We start from the raw sequence: 7,858 nt of genomic DNA on the forward strand, positions 1-7,858 counted from the left end.
TTCGAGCATAAGTCCGACAGGCTCCTAACCATTGGTTTTTCAGCGTTTCAAAATCAATGCGAGTAGTTTCACGTTCATACATTATATTGTGCTAGTAATTTCTCAAAAAATGAATCAGCTTCAAACACACTATTTTTATCTATACCATTATTTCTCAGATTTTCATTCCATAAATGTACCGCATAGCTATCTGAAAAATAGTTGTTACTATCTTTGAATGTAAGATCAAACAATGCAAGCCAGTTTTTATGGTGAACGGGAAAGAAATAGTGAAATGGCTTGGCATTATCAAACATGGATTTATGTTTTAAATAGGCTGAAAAACCTGCTGGTCCAGCAGTTTCCCCCCAGTCAGTATATTTAAGGTGATTCTTATTGACTATCTTTCTGTAGAGTTTTTTCCTCTTATGCCGGTTTGTATCATACTCTAAAATAGTATTGGGTTTCATACAACGATCAGCCATATGTCGACATAATGAATGACCCTTTGGAAATTTCATGATTGCACCAGATACTGTTTTGCTGTCTTCTTTTCCGAAAACTATCTCATCACTTTCAAAATCAAATGGTTTCAGGCATATCATATCCATATCAACATAGAAACCACCTTTTTTATAGAGCATCTCGAAACGGAACCAGTCAGAGAATGCCCCCAGACTTCCATTCCGATCCCTAAAGATTAGCGACTGATCTAAAATTTTATTACCATCTTTTATGATGGTCCCATCAGGCACACCCTTCACCTGACCATATGTATATAGATGAAATTGACTTCCTTGAAAAAGGTATGATTTAATACAAAGCTTTTCTATATTAGATAGTTCGTCTCCTATCCAAAGGGACTGAATGATATCTTTCATCGTAGACTTAAAAATAAATTGAAGTTAATCTTATTGACTACTTACTGTTGGTTGTAGTTTTGAAATAAATATAATCTGTTTGTCTATTTTCTTTCCATCTTATAACCAGGGGCCCGGTTTTAATTGTTTGGAAAAATAGCGGACTCTTTTTTCAGCTTTTTTTGTAATGGCTATTTTCTTTCTTCGGTTTTCAGTCAGGTTTTTAATAGAGTTCACCCCCTGCTTAATTGTCGAGGTTTCCTCATTATCTTCAGTGAGGTGGATCGTGCGTGGATATACAGCAAACGTATCAATACCTTTATTAATAAAGCCGCCTGTCATGTAATCATCAACCGGCAGACAAATAGGCATAGCCTTTTCAACCAGTTTTTTAGCACCAGACAGTGTGAGTAAGTAAGCTGTTGTACAAGAGCACTTGTTGGCAAAACGCACCAGTTTGCTTTGAGGTGTTATTCTTTCTTGTCCCCAGAAAGAGGGAAAACACTCTCTATAGTAAAGCATGACCAACTCCCAATCATACTGACCTGCTGTTAATGCATTGATACTAGTAACTGACTCCCGGCAAAACACCGCATCTGATTCAACAACCAAAGCAGTCGCAATATTTTTTTTTATCATTTCCTGCCAAATAGTATAATGGCTCAAAAAGCAGCCTATTTCACCATCGGCCAGCTTTCGGCCACGCATAAGTTCAGCTTTTTTACTGGCGTATACTTCGTTCTTTTGTTTTAAAGATAACATGCGACCATCAACGGCGTTGGAGAATTCAAACGCAATATTAAAGTCACTCAGGTGCTGCGCAATATAGCGTTTTCTCTCAACTTCCCGATCAAGGCAAATCGTAAATGCGGGGACAGAAATAGAAGAATTCATAACCATTACTAACGACAATAATAATAAAACACAGTTATTTCCTAAACCATGCTTTTACTGCTTTTCTGGAATAATTGGGCCGCAAAGCAGCTTTTTTATTTAATGGAAAAGCTTTTTGGTACGTTGCCCACGCTGAAGAATAGTCATGGGACAGAAAAAGTGTTCTAAACTGGTCTAAATGTTTCAAACCCAAATAGGCTTCTTTATAACCAAGCAGTTGTTCCGGCAGTCTGTCCTTGTTAAAGATTTCATCTGCTGCCTGTACTTCCAAACCATGATAAATTTGATGCCGTAAGCTTTCTTCGTGTTTTCTTACAATAGCCACTGGCTTTTTAATATTCATTGCTGAAAAATTAGCAAGGACATACGCATACACTGGCTCATCTTCATAGGTTCTGAGTTGGATCGGGAACTGATAGTTATTAAATACATGTCTTTTATACAATACCGAACAGCAGGCAAAGGTATTATCTGCGGAAAGCACATAGTTTTTGAAATTGTCTTCTTTAGAGTCTGTGAGTTCCCAAAGCCCCCTTAGCTTTTTCTTACCACCTTTATAGGCCGAGTAGTATTGAGCAACCAGCATATCAATAGCTTTATTACTGGTAATGGCTTCCCGGAAAATTGAAATGGCATTTTCCATAAAGGTGTCATCACTGTCGAGGAAACAAATATACTCACCTTTTGACAGATCTATCCCCCGGTTTCTGACAGCAGCTAACCCCTGGTTCTTCTGTTTGAAGTAAGTGAAACCATGGTTATGAGTATTTAATAAATGCTGGACAACTTCATCGGTATTATCCGTTGAGCCATCATTAATAACAATAATTTCTATATCACTGTCTGCCTGATCCATAATGGAGTTTATTGCGTCGGGCAAATAATGCGCATAATTATAAGCGGGTATAATTATGCTCATTAGAGGTTTATGCTTTTTCATAACATATCATAACTTGGCGGCAAGCCACCCTAATTGAAAAATTGAGATTGCAAAGCACACTACTAATGCCTTCTTTTTTAATCGTTTCCGTTTCTCTTTTTTATTGGCAATATGCTGTTCGTAGCCAATGTGTAAGACAGCATCATTTTCTAAAATGACGGCAAATGCACCAACAGCGTTCATATGCTGTGAAAGCGCGCTCTCCACATTGATGCTTTCTTTGTCATCACCTAAAAAAGCAGTATAGCCACCCTTAATGGCCTTGTAGTCTGAATGACGGCGAAGACCGGGGTTAAAAGAAAATCCCTGCCATTTGCTTCTGCTGCTCAGCAATTTGTGTGCAGTAACGCCATTTACCACGATCTCTTCACCGAGGCTATGAAAGGGGTAATCTCGCTGAATATCATGATGAAAGCTGCGTAACCACACCTGATAGATTGCGGTATTACTCGCCAGCAAGCGTTTGGAGTCTTCAATAAATCCTTTGCGGTAGAACTGCCAGTCCTCTTCACAGTGAAAGATATACGGAGTATCAACCAGGGCGTAGGCTTTATCGATGGAGCGTATCTGCCCCAGCTTTTCCTCATTAATAATAATGGTAAAATGTTCTTTGAGTTCACCAGGTATCACACCATAAACAGCTTTGTCCCCAGCGTCCTCAGTAATGACAACCTGCTTTATCGGGTAGGTGTTATAGTTGAAAAAACTGTCCAGTGTCGCTTTCAGCAGATCGACCCTGCCACAACAGGTGATCACAACGGTTACATCACTTTCTTCAGAAAACATCTTTGCTTACTCTCTATTATTATTATTTATGGATAATGATGCCAAAAACGTAACGAATAATCAGCCTTAGTTGATTAGCAATAAAAAATACACAAGTGTCGTTTTTCATAAAACGGGGATAAAACTATCTCATTATATTTTTCCCCTGAGTAATATTCGCCAAAAACAGTGGCAACATCAGGCTGATAAAAATACCGCCGGGATAGTTGTGAAATCTGTTACCATCAAACAAAAAAGCAGTCAGGGAGCCAACCACAACGAGATCCCAGGAGCAAAGTGGCTTCTGTCTACTCATCACCTGTTTGAGCCGATACCCCACGCAGGCAAGAAAAAGCACAAGGCCAACAATCCCTGTATAAAAGACAGTGTTTATATAAATGGAATGCCAGTTATTCATTAACTCACCATTTGACAGAGTATTTCTGGCGCTGGACGCCAACCCTTCACCAAATACGACTGTCTGCCACGATGATGTGATGGCCTGGTAGGCGGATTGATAAATCTCCACCCTGCTCCTATCTAGCTGCTGGTAAAATGTGAACAGCGCATCTGAATAACTATAATGCCCTGCTACAGCCACAGTCAGCAATAACACCAAAACACCGTATAACCACTTGTGGTACGGCGCTTTAAGGGCGCTCACCATAAAAAAAAGTACACCCGCCACGACACTGAGCGCCGCCGCCAGGGACTTTGTCTGGCTGAGCATGTAGCACAACAACGGCACCGCCAGTATTGCCAGCGTTTTAGCTTTTTTACCTGTTTCACCCCCGGGGTGAACCCCATGAAACAGAGCCACCAACAATGCCCCACTGACAAACCAGGCCATCTCATTGATATTGCCAAATGCCCCATACCCGGATGTTGCAAACAGAGAGTAAATCATTGAAGACGCATCAAACTTTATCAGTACCGCGATACTCAGCGCACAACCCGCAGCAACAAACAAACCCTCAAGGTACCGCGCTTTTTCACACTGATAGCGGCGCATCAAAAACACTGCATATAAAAATACCGTCGCACAGAGCAATTTCGTTGCCATATTCTTTATAGAGCCAGCATCTGACCAGAACAATGTCAGCGTACTCCAGAGTGTCAGCGTTAAAAACAGCTGTACAAAAGGCATGCTGATAAAGGCTTTTATATCCAGCCCACGAAGACATAACAAAATGGGCAGGCAAACCCCTACACGGTAGATGTTAGTGACCGACTTTTCGTGGTCAATCAATGCGGTAGTAACTATCACCGTACAAATCAGATAAAAACCAAACTGTTCTGACACTGTTTTTCTTAGTGTGAGCATCCTTTCACCTTTTTAGCATTGTAGTAGCATTCTCAATCAACCATGGGGCCAGTTTCTCACACAAGCTCTCATCACTGCCGTTCTCGTAAGTATTCTTAACAGGCTCCCAGGAAGGTTCAGGAGAAATGGCGGATAAAAAATTGATGTCAGAATAGCCTGCTATTTAACCAACAAAACCAGCTTTTCGGTTAACCAACAAAACCAGTTTTTCGGACCTGTTTATCCCAGTAGCAGCATGAACAGCTTTTAAGACTGTTATTGCCTTGGAGCCTGTCGGGCTTATGCTTTCGAGCATAAAATTCAGTAGGGCGAATCAGAATTTTCGATCAATTTGTGCGAATAGTTGACCTATTTAAGCAAATTAATCGGAAATTCTGGCCGCACTTTCTCGCACTTTCTGGATTTTAGGCCGAAATTGTCTTAAGTCCGACAGGCTCCTTGTATTTTCTACAATAAACAGCTCGTTGATGCGTACTGCTTTTCTAAAGTAAGGATCATCTCCAACGGAACACCTTTCCCTGCCTAACAGCTTCTCTTGCAACCAGTACCTTAACTGTTTTTTTAACGAAACTGGCCCTTGTAAATCATGCATCATCGCTAATGCGCAGGCTTTATCTGTTTGAATGCTTGCCGGGACTGGCACAGAGAAGTACTGACCCACCGTATGTTTTCCAGGGGGCGGCGCAACAAGTGTTCCTTTTTCACCAAACGGCCAGTGATCGGTCTCAGGCAAATGATTGGCGTAATACAAAAAAACAATGTCAACTAATGCCAAATCATTCACTACTTCCTGAACAGCTTTTGTCGTCAGTTGGTGATCACTGTGGGCATCCATCGTCGGGTGTGGGGTAACGATAACGTTAGGCTGCCAAGTGCGAATAATTTCTGAAAAATCCTGTTTTAGCGTATCCCAGCTCAGGTTTACTCCATTATCCGTTATCAGCTTATGGCAGTTAAACTGCCGAAACCCCCTTTTACTCTCAGACCGAATAGTGTTACCGGCATGCAAAGCCTTCAAACAGCCGTCGGGGTAACCTAACTGAAGCAACTGATCCGGGGTTAAACCCGCCCACTGAGGAACAGCCACGCTGTCCCAGGCCCTTAATCGTCCTTTGAGCATACAGGCTTTTTCCAGGCTGCCTGTTTCCTCAATCAGCGCCCGCTCTGGCTCAGACTCACCCGCCGTTACCGTAACAATCATGCTGTTGTACTGACGATAAAGATTAAAAGCGGCTATTTCAGCATCATCCGGGTGAGGTGCAAGCACCAGTATTTTTTTACCCTCTAACTCAGGGTTATTAAATACCACCAGTGGCGCTGTTTTTTCGGTGATACGACAATGCTTTACTTCAAGCTGAATCGGTCGTTCGTTGGATAGCAGGTGGCTAACGTTCAGGTAACGCTTGCCTTTAAGGCCACGTTCGAAATATTGACGAGCATTATTCTTACCAACTTGAATCGCTACATAAGGATCAAAAATATAGCCTGATAATGTCGCACGACAAGTAATTTCAAGCAAAGCAGTAACATTGTCAGTCGACGCCAGCGCCGGAATAATAAGCGTATCACCCTCTATAGTTGCCTCAATCTGTTGCCCCTGCGTAAAGCTATATTGGTAATCACTCTGTCTGTTATAGCGGATATGATCTGTCCACAGCAGCTCATTAGTCACATATATTCCGGCAAGCATCATCCCCCCGAAAAAAATATGACCTGCGTAAAATAGTATAACAGCGACTACCAACAGGCAGAGCAAACAACTGTATTGATAGAACTTTCTATAAAACATTCACTACCTGCGAAACCAGGACTTAATCGCTTTTCTTAAAAATGTGGGCCGTAAAGCCGCTTTTTTGTTGTACAGGAAACCACTGGCGTATTGATCGAGCGCCAGTCCATATTCGCCCGCTAAAAACAATGTTCTAAACTGATCCAGGTACTTTAAACCAAGATAAGGGTCACGGTAAGCCATCAGTGTTTGTGGCAGCCGCGTGGCGTTAAACGTCTCATTCACAGATGCTTCAACCAAACCATGGTGTATCTTATGACGTAGACTGCCTTCATGTTTATGGATCAATACCACTGGCTGGTCAATCTTCGCCACATGATAGTTTGCCAGCATATGTGAAAACACCGGCTCATCTTCATAAAGCCGTAAATGCTCAGGAAAACGGTAATGGTCAAACACACTGCGCTTGAACACAATAGAACTGCACAGCAATGAGTTCTCAACGTTCAGCAGGTAGCGTTTGAAATTCTCTTCCTTTGACGAAGAGAACTGCCATAGACAACGTGTTTTCTTTTGCCCACCGACCTGCACAGAAAAGTACTGGGCAACTAGCATGCTTGCTGAGGCATTGTCTTTTATTGCCTGCTCAAACTGCTGCAAGCCACCTTCAAGGAGTTCATCATCACAGTCCAGAAAATAAATGTATTGCCCTTTTGCCAGAGATATCCCCTTATTTCGCGCAGCAGACACCCCTTGATTTCTTGGTAGCCGGTGATAACGAAATACAGGGCAACCCGCAATGACCATATCGGTGATAACATTCGCCGTGTTATCTGTTGAGGCATCATCAACAACAATCAACTCAAAACACTCAGACGCCTGACGAAAGACAGAGGCAATGACTCGGGGTAAATACTGGGCATAATTATAAGTAGGGATAACAATGCTGATTAAGACAGGTGCTTTTTCCATGGAAAACTCCCAGCACACTACTGCATTAAGTGCTTTTTATTACTTTATGTCAGTTTAACCATCTGCCTTAGAAAGTAGCAACCCCAGGAGCCTGTCGGACTTATGCTTTCGAGCATAAAATTCAGTAGGGCGAGTCAGAATTTTCGATCAATTTGTGCGAATATGCGAATAGTTGACCTGTTTAAGCAAATTGATCGGAAATTCTGGCCGCACTTTCTCGCACTTTCTCGCACTTTCTCGCACTTTCTCGCACTTCCTAGATTTTAGGCCGAAATTGTCTTAAGTCCGACAGGCTCCTAGCCCGGATATTTCATAAACTGCCCTGAGAATTGCGCGGAACCTTGCGGCTCTAAGGGATTTTGTGAAGAAGCGCCGTACCGGGGAGTACGGTCGAC

At 42.1% G+C, this 7,858-nt stretch carries 7 protein-coding genes; all 7 read right to left on the reverse strand.

Annotation, left to right across the window (positions count from 1 at the left end; genetic code table 11):
* Window positions 1-74: 74 nt before the first annotated feature.
* Window positions 75-860: a glycosyltransferase gene (locus V4C51_RS16335; RefSeq protein WP_330927244.1), complete on the reverse strand. Its 786-nt coding sequence runs from the start codon at window positions 858-860 to the stop codon at window positions 75-77.
* A 99-nt stretch (window positions 861-959) separates the two neighbouring features.
* Window positions 960-1,733, reverse strand: a complete 774-nt coding sequence (locus V4C51_RS16340) for a glycosyltransferase family 25 protein (RefSeq protein ID WP_330927245.1) — start codon at window positions 1,731-1,733, stop codon at window positions 960-962.
* 34 nt (window positions 1,734-1,767) lie between these two features.
* Window positions 1,768-2,652 (reverse strand): glycosyltransferase family 2 protein, encoded by an 885-nt coding sequence (locus V4C51_RS16345; RefSeq protein WP_330927246.1) that lies wholly within the window; start codon window positions 2,650-2,652, stop codon window positions 1,768-1,770.
* A 27-nt stretch (window positions 2,653-2,679) separates the two neighbouring features.
* The gene (locus tag V4C51_RS16350) at window positions 2,680-3,459 is read right to left on the reverse strand and encodes a glycosyltransferase family 2 protein (RefSeq protein ID WP_330927247.1); all 780 of its coding nucleotides are present in this window, start codon (window positions 3,457-3,459) and stop codon (window positions 2,680-2,682) included.
* A gap of 124 nt (window positions 3,460-3,583) precedes the next feature.
* On the reverse strand, window positions 3,584-4,762 hold the full coding sequence (locus V4C51_RS16355; RefSeq protein ID WP_330927248.1) for an O-antigen ligase family protein: 1,179 nt from the start codon (window positions 4,760-4,762) through the stop codon (window positions 3,584-3,586).
* 361 nt (window positions 4,763-5,123) lie between these two features.
* The gene (locus tag V4C51_RS16360; RefSeq protein WP_330927249.1) at window positions 5,124-6,551 is read right to left on the reverse strand and encodes a PIG-L deacetylase family protein; all 1,428 of its coding nucleotides are present in this window, start codon (window positions 6,549-6,551) and stop codon (window positions 5,124-5,126) included.
* A gap of 3 nt (window positions 6,552-6,554) precedes the next feature.
* Window positions 6,555-7,463, reverse strand: coding sequence for a glycosyltransferase family 2 protein (locus V4C51_RS16365; RefSeq protein ID WP_330927250.1), 909 nt, complete (start codon window positions 7,461-7,463; stop codon window positions 6,555-6,557).
* Window positions 7,464-7,858 lie beyond the last annotated feature (395 nt).

Origin of the sequence: Candidatus Sororendozoicomonas aggregata, assembly GCF_031528575.1 — a bacterium.
Classification (GTDB): Bacteria; Pseudomonadota; Gammaproteobacteria; order Pseudomonadales; family Endozoicomonadaceae; genus Endonucleibacter; species Endonucleibacter aggregata.